This is a genomic window from Komagataeibacter melomenusus, assembly GCF_013155395.1.
Lineage (GTDB): Bacteria > Pseudomonadota > Alphaproteobacteria > Acetobacterales > Acetobacteraceae > Komagataeibacter > Komagataeibacter melomenusus.
Genome location: NZ_JABJWC010000035.1, coordinates 23,040 through 37,910 on the forward strand (window position 1 = coordinate 23,040; position 14,871 = coordinate 37,910).

A 14,871-nucleotide genomic window follows, 5' to 3' on the forward strand; every position below is an offset into this window, starting at 1 on the left:
TGACACCATTCCTCTCCTGCTATCGCCGTGTCACGGTCAGGCAGATCACCGCGATCCGCTCCGCCGTGGATAGCGGACCATTCTCCAGCTCCTCACCAAAGACATCCGGATCGAGCTCAGTGGCCGCCCACGTAAACTCCCGGCCATCCAGCAGGGCCACCACATCGCGCAGGAAGGGATTGTCCCCATTGATGATTGCGGTCCCGGTATAGAGCAGCAACGTCCCGCCGGGCGTCAGCCGCTCCATGGCCGTTCTGACAATCGCCAGTGACAGGCCCGCCCCCAGCCTGCCGCCGCCATCTCGGTACAGTCTGCAACCGGGATCGGGCAGATAGGGTGGGTTGGAGATGATCAGGTCGAATGCACCCGAAAGCCCCGACAGGAGATCGCCCTGCCACGCCATGATGCCGCCGACGCCGGCAAGACCAACGTTGATCCGCGCCAGCCGCAATGCGTCGGGGTTGATATCGACCATCACCACTTCGGTTGACGGGCAGACCTGTGCAATCATGATCGCGCCAAGTCCCGTGCCGCAGCCAATGTCCACTGCCCGCACGGGCGGCGGGGCGGAGCGCAGGTGGGCCGCCAGCACCGCGCCGAACCGGTAGCTGTCGGGGCCGAAGAACACCGCATCCGCCGCCACGGTGGGAAAGGCGGAATGGAAGAACCCGTTGCCCCCCAGCGTGGAGAACCGGAACCGGCTGCGCCAGGCCCCGTTATCAGCGACAAGCATCCCTGCTTCCGTCGCCTGCGCAAAGAGGGACACGGGCAGCGCATCACGCCGGAAGGGCCGGCTCCAGCCAAAGATATCGACGGGGTTCGCCGCCCACCCATTACCCGGTCGCGCGTTGACGCGGCGCTGGGTCTCTGGCGTGGGGCAGACAAACCTGTAGCCTGATCGCAACAGCGTGATCCCCACCTGTTGCATTGCGTGATCCCGAACTGCCGCGGGGAAGATAGGATTGTCCATGATGAAGCCCCAACGCAGCACGAATTACGCCTGTTCCCACCATGCTGGCAACGCCTGCAGCTTTGGTGCGATGGAACAGCTTCCGAAGCCGGTATTGTGTATACCCCTTGTCCTGCAGTGGCTATGGCTGGGGCTACGCTATCGCAGCCTGACGCTGCCATCGGTGGTCAATCCGGCGATCGAGACCGGGGGACTGGCAGGCGAATCAAAAGCAGCCTGCCTGGCCCGGATCGGTCAGGCGCATGCGCCATGGGTCGCCCGTACCGTCCTCGTCTCCCCCGCTGACATCCCGGCGGCAGCGTCCATGGCGCGGACACTGGGCTACCCGCTGGTTGCCAAGCCCGATATCGGCTGGTGCGGCCATGGCGTGCGACGGATCGATGTCGTAGATGGGCTGACGGCCTACATCGCGGCCTTCCCCCCCGACGCCAGCTTCCTCTTGCAGGAATTCGTGCCCGGCCCCTTTGAGGCCGGACTGTTCTACAGCCGTGGCCCGACCGAAGCCCATGGCCGCCTTATCGGTCTCGCCATCCGGCATTCCCCACAGGTCACGGGCGACGGCGTGCGTTCCATCGCGGCCCTGATGGCCGCCGACCCACGGCTGTGCTCGCGGATCGGGCATTACCGGCGCGCCCTTTCCACCAGAGGGATTGACCATGTTCCGATGCGTGGCGAACGCGTCATCCTTGGCACGGTCGCGTCCCTGCGGGTGGGCGGCCGCTATGAGGATGCCATGCGGCTCAATACCCCTGCCCTTGAAGACCGTGTCGATGCCATAGCCCGCTCCATGCACGGCTTCCATTTCGGTCGCCTGGACGTACGTTTTGGCAGCGAGGCGGCCCTGCAACGCGGAGAGTTCCGGATTATCGAAATCAACGGCGCCGGATCCGAAGCCATCCAGTTCTGGGACCCGACGATGCGCCTGCGGGATGCCTATCGTGGCGTGTTCGCCAAGCAGGCGGCCCTGTTCGCGCTGGCGGCCCGGATGCGGGCCGATGGCGCGGTCCCGATCAGCGCAATGGCGCTGGCCACGGCATGGTGGCGGCAACTCAGGCTGATGCGGCGCTATCCTTCGTCCAATTAGTTCATATGTGCAGCCCGGATCATGATCTGGAAACAGGCTCCGCATCTGTATGACCCTGATCGGCGCTGTCATGCCATGATACGTGGTTCCACCGCCTCACCCCTTCTGCAATCAGGGAAGCAGGCGTTCCAGCCGCAGCCTCCCCCGGCTGTCCGTCAGCCGCCAGGCTGCCAGGTAGGCCGCGGCTGTCGCGCCGATCAGGTTGCCACTGACGATAAGTGACATCAGCAGGACCTGGTACCTTGAGGCTGCCAAGGGGTTCATCCCCGCCAGGATCTGCCCTGTCATGATTCCGGGCATGGTAATGATCCCGGCGGCCGCCATCTGGTTCAGCGTCGGCAGCAGGGCCGTCCGGATGGCCTGGCGAATCAGGCCGTTCATTGCCTGCGCGCGGGTCGCGCCGAGAATGATCCGCGCCTCGATGGCCTGCCGTTCGCGCGTGATGGCGGACAGGAGTGTATTCATCGACAGGCTTGTTGCATTCATGACATTGCCCAGCAGCAGGCCCGTCAGGGGAATGGCCGTGCGGGCCACATACCACGGGTGGGGCTGGAGGCCGGTCAACAGCCCGATCAGCACCACGATGACCGTCCCTGTTACCGTGGAGGCACCCGCGATCCCGAAATGCCACCACAGACCAAGGCGGACCTGCTGGCGTGACCCGGCTTCCCGGGCGGCGGCGGTGAACATGAAGGCCAGCAGCCCGATGGTCAGCCACACGGAGGCATGACCAAACACGAACAAAAGCACACTGCCGACAAGCGCAAGCTGTACCGCCATGCGCACGGCGGAAACCAGCAGCACCCGCTGCAACCCCAGCGACAGCAGGAACGACAGCGCGCTGCCGATGGCGATCAGGGCAGCGGCCACCAGCATGTCCCCGGTCGTCAGCACTATGGGTGTCATGGCGCGATTTCTTCCATGTGTCCCCGTGCCATCCGGAACCGCGTCCCGGCCATGCGCCCCGCCTGCCCCATGTCGTGCGAGACCAGGACAATGGCCGTCCCCTGCGCCCTTGCCTCCTGAAGAACGGCTTCAACCCTGTCCGTCGTGGCGGCATCCAGCGCCGAACAGGGTTCATCAAGCAGCAGGACACGGGGATGCAGCAGCAGGGCGCGGATCAGGGACAGCCGCTGGCGTTCCCCCGTGGACAGGCGTGACAGCGGCGAGCGCAGGCAGTCTTCCCGCAGGCCAAGGCGCGCGACCAGCGCGCGCACCGCGTCCGTATCCACCATGTGGTCCAGCACGATATCGGACCACCACGCGGGTTCCGCCGGGACATATTGCACCAGGCGGCGCCACTGCGCCGCAGGCATGCCCGAGCAGGCCTGTCCATCGATGCGTGCATCGCCTTCATGCGGGTCAAGATCCGCGATCATGCGCAGCAGTACCGACTTCCCGCTGCCTGATGACCCGGTGATCGCCACGCACGCCCCCGCCGGGACAGTGAATGCAAACGGGCCACCATGGACGCTGCGCAAGGCCAGTACCTCCAGCGCCACAGGCCTGGCCTGATCTGTCGCTACAGTCATCCATCCTCCTGAACAGCCATCCCTGCCCGTTCGCGCGAAGACATCAGCCACGTTGCGTCCAGTCCCGGGCCTTTTCTCATATCTGAATTTCTCGATATGAGGAAATATTATATCCTCGCCGGACATGGCGACCGGCATCGCGCCGGTGTGCATGGCCCGGGCTACGGTCCATTTATGGACAGGTCCCGGCGACAGGACGGCCTGCCCCCGCGCCAGCCCGATGAAACCGGCCAACGCTGTAGGCGTTGGGAACCCTGCCTGTTTGCCCATAATCGGATATTACCATGATGCTGGATCGCCGTTCCTTTCTGGCATTGTCCGGACGAACGACGCCGGCGGCCATGATCCCGCGCCGGGGCCGTGGCGCTGGCCCCGTCATGGGTGGAAAAGCGGACCATACGCTGCGGATCGCCACGGGACAGGTCGAACTTGCCCCCGGGCGCATCATTTCAACCACGCTTTATAATGGCCAGTTTCCCGGCCCCCTGCTGCGGCTTGAGGAAGGCAGGCTCAGCGTGATCGACATCTTCAATGATACCGATACGCCGGAACTGGTGCATTGGCATGGCCGGGGGCGATCTCAACCGTGGTACCTATACCGGGCAGGTCGGGCTGGTCTATATCGAGCCGAAGGATAATCCTGGCGCCCATGACCGCGAGATATTCCTTGTGCTGAAGGAATTCGCGCCATTCTTCAGCCGTGGCGGCGACATGGCGGTGGGTGCGCTTGCGGGCGACCCGGTAGCCGAACTCCAGCGGCTGGGAAAGGGCGCCGACGCGGTCGCCACGCAAGGGACGAAGGGGTTCGAGGTCGGCTACAGGTCATTCACGATCAACGGCCCATTCAATAAGGTGGCGTATAAGCTGGTGCTGCCGGATAGGGCGCCGTCGGGTAAGCAGGCACGACCGGTACAGGCATCGCCACGCCTGTAGTGGCAGCAACCACGCCCGCGATCAGTCCGGTTACCGCCGCCACAAGCAGGTACTGCGCTCCGGACTGCATCCAGTAATAGCCTGATGGCGGTGCCCACAGGCCATGGTAGCGCCGCCAGTCACGGCCCCGCCACTGCCGCGACCGCCAGTTGACATAATACTCCCCCCTTCGCCAGTCCCTCATATGGCCATGGCCACGCTCCCCGCCACGACGGTCATGACCGCCATGCCCCCATGGCGGATCCGCACGGGCCGTCGCACTGGTCAGGATCAGGCAGGCTGACAGGATGGCGGCCGGAAATCGATCTATCATGGTGCCTCCATCGGCAAGCAGGGTAAGGAACACAGGCTCTCATGGCTTATGCATGAACGTACGCCCCCCCCCCCGCGCCAGGACAGGGATTGACATTATTTTATATATCCACAATCAAAGATATATGGATATGGAATCGGCCCTTGCCGCGCTCAGCGCCCTGTCCCAGTCCACGCGGCTGGCTATCTTCCGCCTGCTTGTGCGCCATGAACCGGACGGCCTGCCCGCCGGACATGTCGCTCGCCATCTTGATATGCCGCAGAACACGATCTCGACCCACCTCGCGATCCTGACACGTGCCGGCCTGCTGAGCGCGCAACGCCACAGTCGGCAGATCGTCTATCGCGCCTGTCTTTCTCGCCTGCAGGACCTGATGCTCTTCCTCGTCAGGGACTGCTGTGCGGGCAGTCCCGAACTCTGTGCGCCCCTGATCGCGACCCTGTCCTCCTGCTGTCCGTCCCCCCAATCCTGCTCATGACCATCACGATCTATCACAACCCGGCCTGCGGCACGTCGCGCAATGTGCTGGCACTGATCCGCAACAGCGGCGAGGAGCCTCGCATTATCGAGTATCTGAAAACGCCTCCCAATCGTGCGGAACTGGTCGATCTGATTGCCCTTATGGGCGTTCCGGTGCGCTCGGTCCTGCGGGAAAAGGACACGCCCTTTCACGAACTTGGCCTCGATAATCCGGCCCTGAGCGATGACGCGCTGATCGATGCCATAATCGCACACCCAATCTTGATGAACCGACCGATCGTCGTCACCCCGCTCGGCGTTGCGCTCTGCCGTCCGTCCGAGACGGTTCTGGACATCCTGCCCAACCCACAGCAGGGCGCATTCGTCAAAGTGGACAACGAGAAAACCGTCGATGAATCCGGAAAGCGGATCGTCTGATGCTGGCGCTTCTGATTTTCGTTGTCACGCTGGTTTTTGTCATCTGGCAGCCTCGGGGGCTGGGCATCGGCTGGAGCGCAATGGCAGGTGCCGCCGTGGCTCTGGCGGCTGGTGTGATCCACTGGCACGACATTCCGGTCGTCTGGCACATCGTCTGGGACGCGACCTTCACCTTTATCGCGCTGATTGTTATCTCGCTGTTGCTGGACGAGGCCGGGTTCTTCCATTGGGCCGCCTTGCACGCGGTGCGTTGGGGCAAAGGGCGAGGCCGGACGCTATTCCCGCTGATCGTGGTGCTGGGAGCGGCCATTGCAGCGGTTTTCGCCAATGACGGCGCGGCCCTGCTGCTCACGCCCATTGTCATCGCCATCCTCACTCAACTCCGCCTGAGCCATACTGCAGCCCTGGCCTTCATCATAGCGACCGGCTTCGTCGCGGACACCACCAGCCTGCCGCTGGTCATCTCCAATCTGGTGAACATCGTCAGCGCCAATTTCTTTGGCATTGCGTTCGATCGCTATGCCACGATCATGGTCCCTGTCGATCTGGTAGCACTTGGTGCAACGCTGGCCGTCTTGTGGCTGTGGTACCGGCGGCAGGTGCCTGCGACCTATCCCGTCGCCGAACTGCCCGCACCTGCCACGGCCATTCGTGACCCTCATGTATTCCGAGCGGCATTTCCGCTGCTAGCCCTGGTTCTGGCGGCCTATTTCCTGACCGCGCCGTTTCATATCCCGGTCTGTGTCGTAGCCTGCCTGGCCGCTGCAATCCTGCTGCTCGTCGCCGGATATGGCCGGGTGATCTCTGTTCGCAAGGTGCTGCGGGGTGCCCCGTGGCAGATCGTGATCTTCTCCCTAGGCATGTATCTGGTGGTCTATGGGCTGCGCAATGCCGGGCTGACCGACTATCTTGCGACCGCACTGGTCTGGCTCGGTCATCAAGGGACGTTCACGGCCACCATCGGCACCGGCTTTCTAGCGGCTGTTCTGTCGTCCATCATGAACAATATGCCGAGTGTGCTGGTCGGGGCGCTGGCGATCCAGCAGGCTCACGACATCACGCCGCTGACACGCGACCTGATGATCTATGCCAACGTCATCGGCTGCGACCTCGGGCCGAAATTCACGCCCATTGGTAGTCTCGCAACACTGCTGTGGCTGCATGTGCTGGCATCCAAGAATCATCGGGTCACGTGGGGGCAATACATGAAGGTCGGGCTGGCCATCACCCCGCCGGTCCTGCTGGCCACGCTCATCGCGCTGGCCCTGTGGCTGCCCCGGGTCAGCCACCCGTAACGCATGAAGGGAACCGCTCCATGACCGCACCTGACTTGCCCGCCCTGCATCCGGAATATCTCGAACGGGTTGACCTCGCGCGGCTTGAGCCACACCCACGGGTTGACCATCCGCCCCGCATCCTGCTGCTCTATGGCTCGCTGCGACCACGCTCGTTCAGCCGCCTGCTGGTGCTGGAGGCGGAGCGCATCCTGAAAGCCCTCGGCGCGGAAACGCGGATATTCGACCCGACCGGCCTGCCGGTGGCGGATTCCGTACCTGCCACCCATCCAAAGGTGCAGGAACTGCGCGCACTCTCGCTCTGGTCGGAAGGCCAGGTCTGGTGCAGCCCCGAACGGCACGGTAACATAACCGCTGTGTTCAAAAACCAGATCGACTGGTTGCCACTGTCCGAAGGCTCGATCCGTCCGACGCAGGGCCGCACGCTGGCGGTGATGCAGGTCTCAGGCGGATCGCAAAGCTTCAATTCCGTCAATGCCCTGCGGGTTCTGGGCCGATGGATGCGGATGTTCACCATCCCCAACCAGTCCAGCGTGCCGATGGCCTATACGCAATTCGGTGATGATGACCGGATGAAGCCCTCCCCGCTCTATGACCGCATGGTGGATGTCATGGAGGAACTGATGAAGTTCACATGGCTGCTGCGGGACCGGGCCGATTACCTCGTTGATCGCTATAGCGAGCGCAGGCAGGACCATCGCCCGCCTGAAGCGCGGTGAGGCCGGGACGGGACGGAACCGTTCAACGTGGTGATTGCGGATGGCGGCCATGCTGCGGGGCCGTAAGCCTGCTACGCTCCAGCCAACGCCAAAGCGGCAACACTTCAGGCTTACCATATCCGTGATCCTGTGATCTGGATTAATAAACCCCAATCTTCGTGCGACCATCTTGTCGCTTTATCAAAGCTCTTGTAAAAACAAAAAGAAATACTTTGTCATGAACATAGCGTTATGGAATCTTTCCAATTGAAAACCTCCATAAACAGTAAAATCCGTCACAATCCACAAGAAACTACCAAGGTTCTTGTGGTCAACACCCTCCTGACGTGAAGACAAACACCGTGTCCTGATTTCGCATATAGCGATCGTCCTATACCGCCTTGATGTGCCTGGGCATCATAGCCTGCTCATGCCGTTGGCCACGGTCGTTCGAGATTACCAGGATAAAAGCAATAGTGGCGGTCACCGATATTGTACCGGCCCACCTGACCGACACCACTACGAAAGGGGTTCACCCCATGTCACCCTTACAGTCGAGTTGCGCCCTGCCTGAGGCTGCCACGTCTCGAAATGGACGGGAAGGCATCTGTCTTGATCATGACCAGTCCTTGCAGCAATGGATCCTTGCATGATGACCGAAACCTGCAAGGTCCTGATGATCTTCCCGCTTTTCAACGCCAATTCATTCTGGAACTACAAGGAAGCCTGCGATCTTGCGGGCGCACGCTATCCGGCGGCCCCCCTTGGCCTGGTCACGGTCGCAGCCCTCCTGCCCCGGGACTGGGAAGTCCGGCTGGTCAACCGCAATACCGAAGACCTTGTGGATGCCGATTACGACTGGGCCGACATGGTCATGACCGGCGGCATGCTGCCGCAGCGCAATGATGCGCTGCACATCATCGAGACCTGCCGCGCGCGCGGCAAGCCGGTGGTGGTGGGTGGCCCCGACGTGACCTCCAGCCCATCGCTTTACAGCGCCGCCAATTTTCAGGTTCTGGGCGAGGCCGAAGAGATCATGGATGATTTCATCGCCGTCTGGCACAGCGGCGTGCGGCAGGGCATGTTTGAGGCTCCCATGGGCAAGACGGATGTGACCAAAAGCCCATTGCCGCGCTTTGACCTGCTCAAGCTGGATCAGTACCTGCACGTGGGCATCCAGTTCTCGCGCGGTTGTCCGTTCAGTTGCGAGTTCTGCGACATCATTGAACTCTATGGCCGAGTGCCGCGCACCAAGACCAATGCGCAGGTCATGGCCGAACTCGATGCCCTGTACGCGCTTGGCTATCGCGGACATGTGGATTTTGTCGATGACAACCTGATTGGCAACAAGAAGGCGCTCAAGAAATTCCTGCCCGACCTGAAACGCTGGCAGAACGAGAAGAACTTTCCATTCGAGTTCTCGACCGAGGCATCGATCAACCTTGCCGATGATGCCGACCTGCTGCGCAGCCTGGCCGATACCAATTTCTTCGCCATATTCGTCGGCATCGAAAGCCCGGATACAGACTCCCTCGTGCTGATGCAGAAAAAGCAGAACACGCGGCGCAGCCTGCAGCAGAGCATCGAGACGATCCACAAGGCCGGGATTTTCGTCAATGCGGGCTTCATCGTGGGTTTCGACAGCGAAAAGGGCAGTGTCGCCCAGGGCATGATCGACTGTATCGAGGATACGTCCATCCCAGTCTGCATGGTCGGCCTGCTTTACGCCCTGCCCACGACGCAGCTGACGCGGCGCCTGCTGGCGGAAGGCCGCCTTTTTTCCGGCAGTGAACAGACGCAGTCGGGCGACCAATGCACGGCGGGGCTGAATTTCGAGACAAAACGCCCGCGTCGCGACGTGCTGAACGATTACAGGACGGTGCTTGCGGCCATCTATGACCCAGTCGCCTATTTCGGCCGCGTGCGCAGGCTGGGCCGGATGCTCGGGCGCAAGCGCGCGCACCGGATGATAAAGGGTGATTTGCGCAGCTTTGTCCGGCTCATGTTCCGCATCCACCGTGCGGGGCCGGGAACGGCCGGGCAGTTCTGGCGCATGATGCTGGACTGCGCCCTGCATAACCCGCGCGCGCTGCCCTATGTGGTGATGACAAGCGCGCTTTACCTGCATCTTGGCCCGTTTTCACGCCAGGTCATTGCCGAGATCGACCGCGAGATCGCGGATGTGGACCAGGGCCGCTGGCACGTGCCGCCCGTTGTACGTCATGTCAAGGCAGAACTCGTGCCAGTCTAAACCGTGTTAAGGGAAGATGAAGGAGTATGCATGATGTACAATAAAAGCGCTAATATGCACTGCCTGTTAAAGCGCATTTCGTATAAATTCCGACATAACGAAGCTATTCCACTTATCAAAATATATATTGAATTAATGAAAAGAATTGTTCAATAAATAATTTGTTTTAAATTTTATTATACGATATTTTCTCGAAAAATGAGGCGCATCTGGCATAATCATCATATATGGTTATTTACAATCATATTATTGAAAACCTTCTCTTTTGCATATGCCCAGCCTGTTCCCGTAAGCGTGCTGAGCGCGGGCGTTACGCCACAGCAGAATATTCCCGACCATATTGACCCGCGCACCCATCTGTCCGGCAACTGGGGCGGAATACGGAACCGGCTGCTGGCACAGGGAATTGATATCCGTATATCGGATACCAATGAATTCTGGTCCAACCCGGTGGGGGGCGCGCAGGCATCCAGCAACTACATCGGGTCCGCCGCGGTTGAAATGGTGACGGATCTGCACACCCTGACGGGCCTGCCACTGGGTACATTTGACATCAGCGCCATGGAAATCCGTGGGCGACCATTCAGTAATACGCCCCTGTATGTTTTCAACCAGACATCGAATATCGAAGCGGATGATAACGGGCGGCTATATGAACTGTGGTACAGCCAGAAATTCATGGGAGAACGCCTGGCCTTCCGGATTGGCAAGCTGGATCTCGGGCATGACTTCATGGTCAGCAGCGTCGGGCTGAACTTCCTCAACGCGTCCTTTTCCTGGCCCATCATGCCCGATAATGACCTGTATGACCAAGGCCCCGTCTCCCCCGTGGCCACGCCTGCGATACGGTTGCGCTATACCCTGTCCCCACACTGGAATTTCCTGTTCGCGGCAGCCGATGACAATCCTGTGGGCGGCCCCTTCATCAACGCGAAGGACCCGTGGAACCAAAACCGCGACCCCGGTGGCACGCGCTTCAGTTTCCGCACGGGCGCTCTTTTCTTCGGGGAGGTCCAGTACCGGCGGACCCTGTACGGAAGGCAGGGCACATATAAACTTGGCGGTTACTTTGATACCGGACGCTTTCCCGACCAGTCCGATCTCAGAAAAAACCATAAAACCAACTGGGCCGTCTACGCCATTGCGGATCAGACGCTGCAGCATTTCGGGCGAATAACGGAGCTTGACGCTTTCATTCGGGGGAACTGAACAGCGGACACCGACCGCAACCAGATCGTCTATGCCGCAGATGCTGGGTTTACCCTGAAGGGGCCGTTTGGACGTGCAGGCGACATGGCGGGGTTTGGTGCGGGCCTGGGGGCGGCTAGTCCCTATCTTGCCCAGGCGGACCGGCGTTCTGGCCTGCCCATGCAGGGCACCGAATATCATCTGGAGTTGACCTATCAGATCCCAATCACGCCATGGTTCATGCTTCAGCCTGATATTCAGGGCATCATATCGCCCAGTGGTGGTGTTCTCGATAATAAAGGGCAGCATGTGCATGACGAAGCCATCTTCGGTCTGCATAGCAGCGTAACATTCTGAACCATTCTGTACAAGGTTTTTTTGAAAAGATCCGACCAGACTGTGTTGCCCCGCCTTTTCATTCCAGGTTCATCTAGAAATTCACATTGGTATGCAACCCGAATACGGCTTCATTACCAATCAGGCGCGTCGGACAGGATGGATCTCCCGTGCCGCCCGAGGGGTTCAGGACATATTGGAAATCGGGCTGCACGACCATCCATGGTGTGATCTGGGCCTGATAGGTCAGTTCAAAATGATTTTCGTTTCCCTGCACCAGCGCACCGCGCGCGCGATCATAGGCACGCACGCCTGATGTGACGCGACCGATACCCCAGCCCAGACCAAGTGTATCATTCGTCCTGCCTGAAAAGGGCGCCTTCAGGTTAAGGCCGGCATCAATGGCGAAGTTTATGATATTGCGATCACCACTATTACCCGTCGCCCGGACAAACAGGCCAAGTGCGCGTGATGCATCAGGCGACGGACGCCAGATCAACTGGTCGATTATCCCGTAAATCAGCCAGTTTCCCCGATCCCAGCGGGGTGTACCACCATCCGCGCCAAGAGACAGTCCCTGTGTGTTATATCGATAATCCGGAAATCGTGCCGTATCATAATAGCCTCCAAGTTTATAAACGCCTGACAGGCCCGGATGACTGGCCGCGCGTCCACTGTCGCCAGATTGAGGATTGAAGGCATACTGAATTTCGGTAATCAGTAGCGCGCCGGTTCCCATATTGAACTGCGTGCCACTTCCATCCCTTATGGTCTGGCTGGTGGGGTCCGCCGGGTTTCCGGTCACGCCAAAGACACTGCTATCCTGATTACCCGACGGATTGTCATCCGCCGCCGCGAACATGAATGTGTATTTTTCACCGGGTCGGTAGCGCAACCGGATTGCGGGAGCTGCAAGCGGCCATGAAGGACCGCCAGCATAAAGATTGACCGAAGGACCCATTGGCCATCCGAAATTGGCGTTGAGGTACAGGGACGCGTAATCGCTGATCAGGAATTCCGTATCGAGATCCTGCTGGCCGATCTTGACGTCCAGCGCGCCCCTGAGAAAGGACTGCTGGTACCAAAGTTCAAACAGGCGGGTGGAGCGATCCGCCTCAAATCCGCTGATGGGGTTGAAATTGCCCAGATGGTCCTGAGTGACGGCACGTCCCCGGATCTGCAGGGCACTGATGTTGATTGTCGCGCCTTTAAGCCCGATCATCCTTTCCAGATCCGCCATCAGGGTCGGCATGGTAATGCCGATATAGGAAGGGCCCGTGCCCGATCCCCTGCCATCGCCATTGGTACTGCCGATCCCGCCCGTGGCGTTACCCCATAACTCGTTGACGTCCTGAATGCTCAGCGTCAGGCCGTAGCGGGCCAGCCATGGACGCAATCCCCCCATATTCCCCAGCAGGCTCCCACCGGCAGACGGCGTATCTTGGCTGTGGCTGGTCGTGATTGCGCCTGCTTGCCAGGAATCACGCACGGTCGCCGGGTCAATCTGGGCCAAGAAAGGTGTACTGGCGCCCAGATGGGCCTGCCCACCCGCAATGGCGGTCTGGGCCTGCCCCGCAACGGAGATGAAACCGCCGATGCCCCAGAAGAAAATTCCCTCACATACACGCCGGGACAATCGGGTAACGCAAACCGCCGGAATCCTGCGTGATGTCAGTTCGCACGGTCGCAAATGTTTCTCATATTATCGTAAAAAAGGTCGTAATCCAGACAGATATCATATACCCGGTCTTCTTTCCACAACATGATGTTTTTGTTAAAGACACAATGTGAATAAAAGAGAATTGTGATATTATATCGTTCTCGTAATTTAATTTATTATTTTTAAAAAATATGCCTGAAGGTCATAAAAAGGTGTCTATTCTGCTTTGGCGATGGACGAAAACACATAGCGGAAAATAAATTATCGCGGCTGCCGCTTCTATGGAAAACAATTCAGACTTTTCACTTTGGCTGCCTGCACAAAATGATCGCCGGCATGCGTGGTAATACTGAGTACCATGCTGCCTGCTACAAGGATTGGCCGCCCTACCATTGCTCATAACGGCTGATCTCTTGCTAGCAGCGTCTCCCCCGTGACCTTATTTTCCGTGTTCAGGTTCACGTCATGTCTGCGTGTTACAAGAACAGCGAGCATCGGCATGATGGCATGGCCAGGGTCAGGTGCCAGGAGGCCGGACAAATATTATGAGATCGATAGTGCATTACGGATTGGCAATCCTGATGATAGTCAGCATATCCGGCTGTGTGGCGCGCGCCGAAACAGAAACAGAAACAGAAACAAACGGTATTTGCAAGACAGTGGAACAGGGTATCCGGCTGCATGTCGACGGCACGTATGGCGGATATCCCCATTCCGTCCTGCGTGATGCGGTGCTGGAGAGCGTAGCCTGTCCTTCGGGGGATGCAGAACTACGCGCTTTCCATACCATTGCGATACCGCCGCCCCATATGCGTATTGCCGTCATGCGCCCCATCGGGCAGGGCCAGCAGGGATCGCTGTCCATCATGCTGTTTTCACAAGGGCATTTCGTTATCGGCGAACGGATGTCCCTCTCTCCTTTCTCACGCACCCAGTCTCCTTTTTCGGTAAAGGCAGACATCAACCTTGCAACAGCACGCCTATGGGGCGATCTGGCGAACCGGATCGCACAGGGGAAGCGTGCCATTCCATAACGGGGAAACAAGCTCAGTCCATCACATTTGCGATCCGGTTTACCGAAAATGGCCGTAGCTTGCACATATTCTGCGATGTCATTAGGTCACGGGCGCCACACAGTTATCTGGATACAGGTTCCTTGCTCGCTGCCGGTGTCGTCGTGGGTTTACCATCTCCATTCTTTTTTTACAGTCTGAACACTAACGGACCGCAGGTATCGGCAAGGCGGCCAATCGTTCAGGTTCGCGTCATGTTTGAGTGATATGATCGTTCGGATGAAATACAAATCTGGCCTTTCCCCAGCACGTTATGACGCACCAACAATCATTTTCCACTGGGGATGCACGGCCATTATCATACTGCAGTTCGCAACCGCGAATTTATGGGGCCTGTTCCGGAACCCGCTACACCATCAACTGGTGGTGACCCACCTGACGGCAGGCATGGTACTGAGCGTTCTGTTTCCCGCACGCCTGCTATGGCGACTAGGCTGGGGACGGCAGATCCGCGCCGCCGATCGCTGGCTTGATGCCATGCTGGCGCGCTGCGTGGAATACAGCCTGTATGGTTTAGTCCTGCTGGAAATCCTCCTGGGATATCTGTGGCGATGGGGCAATGGGCAGGCCATGAGTTTCCTGTCCATCCAGATCATGCCGCCCTTTGGCAGGTTTCCGACATCGACAGTCGGCATTCTGCA

Annotated in this window: 14 protein-coding genes and 1 pseudogene; 10 read left to right on the plus strand and 5 right to left on the minus strand. The window is 59.5% G+C overall.

The features are described 5' to 3' along the window. Positions 1-19 precede the first annotated feature (19 nt). Positions 20-928, minus strand: a complete 909-nt coding sequence (locus tag HNW77_RS12700) for a methyltransferase (protein WP_010509896.1) — start codon at positions 926-928, stop codon at positions 20-22. A 40-nt stretch (positions 929-968) separates the two neighbouring features. On the opposite strand from HNW77_RS12700, the gene HNW77_RS12705 reads away from it, so the two are divergent. Continuing rightward, on the plus strand, positions 969-2,054 hold the full coding sequence (locus tag HNW77_RS12705) for an ATP-grasp domain-containing protein (protein ID WP_039998446.1): 1,086 nt from the start codon (positions 969-971) through the stop codon (positions 2,052-2,054). A gap of 111 nt (positions 2,055-2,165) precedes the next feature. Here the strand turns inward: HNW77_RS12705 and HNW77_RS12710 are convergent, their stop codons facing one another. Continuing rightward, positions 2,166-2,960, minus strand: a complete 795-nt coding sequence (locus HNW77_RS12710; RefSeq protein WP_039998445.1) for an ABC transporter permease — start codon at positions 2,958-2,960, stop codon at positions 2,166-2,168. Next, positions 2,957-3,586: an ABC transporter ATP-binding protein gene (locus HNW77_RS12715; protein WP_025440182.1), complete on the minus strand. Its 630-nt coding sequence runs from the start codon at positions 3,584-3,586 to the stop codon at positions 2,957-2,959. The genes HNW77_RS12710 and HNW77_RS12715 overlap by 4 nt, the downstream gene beginning before the upstream one ends. A 284-nt stretch (positions 3,587-3,870) precedes the next feature. Between HNW77_RS12715 and HNW77_RS17805 the strand changes: the two genes are divergently transcribed. Continuing rightward, a complete protein-coding gene (locus tag HNW77_RS17805) occupies positions 3,871-4,224 on the plus strand; it encodes a multicopper oxidase domain-containing protein (protein ID WP_237701062.1) in 354 nt (117 codons plus the stop codon). A gap of 206 nt (positions 4,225-4,430) precedes the next feature. Here the strand turns inward: HNW77_RS17805 and HNW77_RS12725 are convergent, their stop codons facing one another. Continuing rightward, positions 4,431-4,832 (minus strand): RcnB family protein, encoded by a 402-nt coding sequence (locus tag HNW77_RS12725; protein WP_023524214.1) that lies wholly within the window; start codon positions 4,830-4,832, stop codon positions 4,431-4,433. 124 nt (positions 4,833-4,956) lie between these two features. Here HNW77_RS12725 and HNW77_RS12730 point away from each other — a divergent pair, with 124 nt between their 5' ends. The 6 genes and pseudogenes from HNW77_RS12730 (at position 4,957) to HNW77_RS12755 (ending at position 11,518) form a co-directional block, all read left to right on the plus strand. Beyond that, positions 4,957-5,310 (plus strand): ArsR/SmtB family transcription factor, encoded by a 354-nt coding sequence (locus tag HNW77_RS12730; RefSeq protein ID WP_007396747.1) that lies wholly within the window; start codon positions 4,957-4,959, stop codon positions 5,308-5,310. Further along, positions 5,307-5,729 (plus strand): arsenate reductase (glutaredoxin), encoded by a 423-nt coding sequence (arsC, locus tag HNW77_RS12735; protein ID WP_007396746.1) that lies wholly within the window; start codon positions 5,307-5,309, stop codon positions 5,727-5,729. Before HNW77_RS12730 ends, arsC begins: the two co-directional genes overlap by 4 nt. Beyond that, complete coding sequence (locus tag HNW77_RS12740) at positions 5,729-7,024, plus strand: arsenic transporter (RefSeq protein ID WP_007396745.1); 1,296 nt, start codon at positions 5,729-5,731, stop codon at positions 7,022-7,024. Before arsC ends, HNW77_RS12740 begins: the two co-directional genes overlap by 1 nt. Before the next feature lie 20 nt (positions 7,025-7,044). Next, on the plus strand, positions 7,045-7,743 hold the full coding sequence (arsH, locus tag HNW77_RS12745) for an arsenical resistance protein ArsH (protein WP_007396744.1): 699 nt from the start codon (positions 7,045-7,047) through the stop codon (positions 7,741-7,743). A gap of 628 nt (positions 7,744-8,371) precedes the next feature. Next, the gene (locus HNW77_RS12750) at positions 8,372-9,973 is read left to right on the plus strand and encodes a B12-binding domain-containing radical SAM protein (RefSeq protein WP_007396741.1); all 1,602 of its coding nucleotides are present in this window, start codon (positions 8,372-8,374) and stop codon (positions 9,971-9,973) included. Between the two features lie 501 nt (positions 9,974-10,474). Then, positions 10,475-11,518 (plus strand): annotated as a pseudogene (locus HNW77_RS12755) (carbohydrate porin). 73 nt (positions 11,519-11,591) lie between these two features. Here the strand turns inward: HNW77_RS12755 and HNW77_RS12760 are convergent. Beyond that, entirely contained in the window at positions 11,592-13,133 is a 1,542-nt protein-coding gene (locus HNW77_RS12760; protein WP_039998442.1) for a carbohydrate porin, read from the minus strand. Positions 13,134-13,702: 569 nt separating this feature from the next. Between HNW77_RS12760 and HNW77_RS12765 the strand changes: the two genes are divergently transcribed. Next, complete coding sequence (locus HNW77_RS12765; RefSeq protein ID WP_039998441.1) at positions 13,703-14,191, plus strand: hypothetical protein; 489 nt, start codon at positions 13,703-13,705, stop codon at positions 14,189-14,191. A gap of 258 nt (positions 14,192-14,449) precedes the next feature. Further along, positions 14,450-14,871: cytochrome b (locus tag HNW77_RS12770; RefSeq protein ID WP_241694455.1), on the plus strand; the 422-nt coding region annotated here is incomplete at its 3' end.

What these genes read in the sequence shown, in the direction of transcription:
- HNW77_RS12710 (WP_039998445.1), bottom strand. Translation starts at nt 2,960, where the DNA reads ATGACACCCATAGTGCTGACGACCGGGGACATGCTGGTGGCCGCTGCC.
- HNW77_RS12765 (WP_039998441.1), top strand. Translation starts at nt 13,703, where the DNA reads ATGAGATCGATAGTGCATTACGGATTGGCAATCCTGATGATAGTCAGC.
- HNW77_RS12740 (WP_007396745.1), top strand. Translation starts at nt 5,729, where the DNA reads ATGCTGGCGCTTCTGATTTTCGTTGTCACGCTGGTTTTTGTCATCTGG.
- HNW77_RS12715 (WP_025440182.1), bottom strand. Translation starts at nt 3,586, where the DNA reads ATGACTGTAGCGACAGATCAGGCCAGGCCTGTGGCGCTGGAGGTACTG.
- HNW77_RS12705 (WP_039998446.1), top strand. Translation starts at nt 969, where the DNA reads ATGATGAAGCCCCAACGCAGCACGAATTACGCCTGTTCCCACCATGCT.
- HNW77_RS12730 (WP_007396747.1), top strand. Translation starts at nt 4,957, where the DNA reads ATGGATATGGAATCGGCCCTTGCCGCGCTCAGCGCCCTGTCCCAGTCC.
- HNW77_RS12700 (WP_010509896.1), bottom strand. Translation starts at nt 928, where the DNA reads ATGCAACAGGTGGGGATCACGCTGTTGCGATCAGGCTACAGGTTTGTC.
- HNW77_RS17805 (WP_237701062.1), top strand. Translation starts at nt 3,871, where the DNA reads ATGATGCTGGATCGCCGTTCCTTTCTGGCATTGTCCGGACGAACGACG.
- arsC (WP_007396746.1), top strand. Translation starts at nt 5,307, where the DNA reads ATGACCATCACGATCTATCACAACCCGGCCTGCGGCACGTCGCGCAAT.
- HNW77_RS12750 (WP_007396741.1), top strand. Translation starts at nt 8,372, where the DNA reads ATGATGACCGAAACCTGCAAGGTCCTGATGATCTTCCCGCTTTTCAAC.
- HNW77_RS12725 (WP_023524214.1), bottom strand. Translation starts at nt 4,832, where the DNA reads ATGATAGATCGATTTCCGGCCGCCATCCTGTCAGCCTGCCTGATCCTG.
- arsH (WP_007396744.1), top strand. Translation starts at nt 7,045, where the DNA reads ATGACCGCACCTGACTTGCCCGCCCTGCATCCGGAATATCTCGAACGG.